The 1,905-nt window shown below is 80.8% G+C and carries 3 protein-coding genes; all 3 read left to right on the forward strand.

Annotated elements, in window-relative coordinates; all coding sequences use genetic code 11:
- Positions 1 to 621, forward strand: a 621-nt coding sequence (locus PYV61_RS24835) for a hypothetical protein (protein ID WP_275836566.1), incomplete at its 5' end; no start/stop codon positions are given.
- Positions 622 to 632: 11 nt separating this feature from the next.
- Positions 633 to 1,181: a hypothetical protein gene (locus PYV61_RS24840; RefSeq protein ID WP_275836567.1), complete on the forward strand. Its 549-nt coding sequence runs from the start codon at positions 633 to 635 to the stop codon at positions 1,179 to 1,181.
- A gap of 33 nt (positions 1,182 to 1,214) precedes the next feature.
- Positions 1,215 to 1,682, forward strand: coding sequence for a Clp protease N-terminal domain-containing protein (locus PYV61_RS24845; protein ID WP_275836568.1), 468 nt, complete (start codon positions 1,215 to 1,217; stop codon positions 1,680 to 1,682).
- The last annotated feature ends 223 nt before the right edge of the window (positions 1,683 to 1,905 follow it).

Consider the following 1,905-nt stretch of genomic DNA (forward strand, 5'->3'; position numbering starts at 1 on the left):
CTCGCCGCGGTCGCCGCGCCGGCGGCCGACGCGGGCGCCGAGGGGTTCCGCGCGTTCCGCGTGGAGCGGCGGTTCGACGCGGGCGGGCAGCTGCTGGAGGAGGCCGAGGCGCCGCTCCCCGCCGGCGCGCCGGACGGGCGCGCGTTCACGGCGGCGCCGCCCGACTCGCTGGAGGCGCGCGGCTACATCGTCGGCCCGCTCGACGGGGCGGCGCGCTTCCACGCGCCCGACGAGCGCGCGCTCCTCTCCGACGGGTTCGCGCGCACGCACTGCTTCGCGCCGGCGCGCGGCGCGGGCGCCGAGTCCGGGTGGGTGGGCGTGCGCTTCCGTCCCGTGCCGGGGCGCGCGCCGGCCGACATCGACGGCGTGGTCTGGCTCGACGCCGCGACCGGCGAGCCGCGCCGCGTGGACTACCGCTACGTGTGGGCGCGGCTGCCGCGCGAGGCGCGCGGGCTCGGCGGGTGGACCGAGTTCGCGCGGCTCGCCGACGGGACGTTCGTCGTGCGCGCGTGGCGCATCCGGTTCCCGCTGCTGCTCGCGGGGCGCGGGCAGCTGTTCCTCGACGGCTACCGCGAGCGCGGCGGCGAGATCCGGCCGGCGGCGGGCGCCGGGACGCGCTAGCGTTCGACGCGATGCGACGCCTCGTCGTCCTCGCCGCGCTCGCCGGCGCGATCCCGGCGGCGCTGGCCGCGCAGTCGGTCCCCGCGCTGTCGCTGGACCTCACCTACGGCAGCGGCGCGCACCCGGAGCGCGCGGGGGAGCGCTGGTTCCGCACCGACGCCGAGCCCGGGGCGCACGCGGGGCTGGCGGTGCGGCTGGGCGGCCCCGGCCGGGTGCGTCCGGTGGCGGTCGTCGAGTACGCCCTCGACGTCCGCGGCGACGACGTCGCGCTCGCGTGCGCGCCCGCGCCGAACGGCGGCTGCCGGACCCCGTTCCCGTCGACCACCGGGCCGTCGGTGGCCCTCGGCGTGCGGGCCGCGCTGGGCGCCCGCGTCGTCGCCGGGCTCGCGGCGGGCGTGGGGCGGTACGACGGCCCGACGCGCGTCGTGGGCGCCGACGTCGCGGTCCGCCTGACGCGGCACGCGGGCGTCGTCGCGGCGCTGCGCCACGTGCGCATCGACGACCCGCGCGTGCCGCGCACCTGGTTCCGGCCGCTCACCGCCGGCGTGCGCCTGCAGTAGCGCCGCGCGCCGTATCCGATCCGGAGGACCCGCATGGCCGCGCCCGACCACCGCCTCACCGCCGACGCCGACGCCCTGCTGCGCGACGCGGGCGCGGAGGCCGACCGCCTGCGCCACGAGTACCTGGGCACCGAGCACCTGACGCTCGCGCTCGTCGGACGCCCCGACGGCGTCGCCGGCGCCGTGCTGCGCGACGTCGCCGACGGCGCGCCGGGGGTGCGCGACACGCTCGCGACGGTGCTCGCCCCCGGCCGCGACACGCGGGCGCCGGGCGCCGAGCGTCCGTTCACGTCGCGCACCCTGGAGGCGCTGCGCCTGGCCGCCGCCCACGCCCGCGCGCTCGGGCGGGACGCGGTCGGGCCCGAGCACGTGCTGCTCGGCATCCTCGCGGAGCGGCACAACATCGGGGCGCAGGCGCTCGCGCACCACGGCGTCACGCTCGAGGCGGCGCTCGCCGCGGTGCGCCGCCTCGACGGCGGCGGCCCGGCGCGGCCGAGTTAATCCAACCGTCACGCAACGCTCATCTCCGCGCAAGCCGGCGCGGCGCCGCGCGTGCGATCTTCGCGTCGCATCCCTCACGCGGAGCGTCGCCGATGGTCGGTCGTCCCAGCGCCGGATCCCGAGTCCCCACCGCCCGGCTGGCGGGCGTCGCCGGCGCGCTGCTGCTCGCCGCCGGCGCCGCGTGGGCGACGCGCGCCGGCGCCGCGCAGCGCCGCCGCCCCGA

It is taken from the genome of Roseisolibacter sp. H3M3-2 (genome assembly GCF_029211165.1).
In the GTDB taxonomy this organism is placed as follows: Bacteria; Gemmatimonadota; Gemmatimonadetes; order Gemmatimonadales; family Gemmatimonadaceae; genus Roseisolibacter.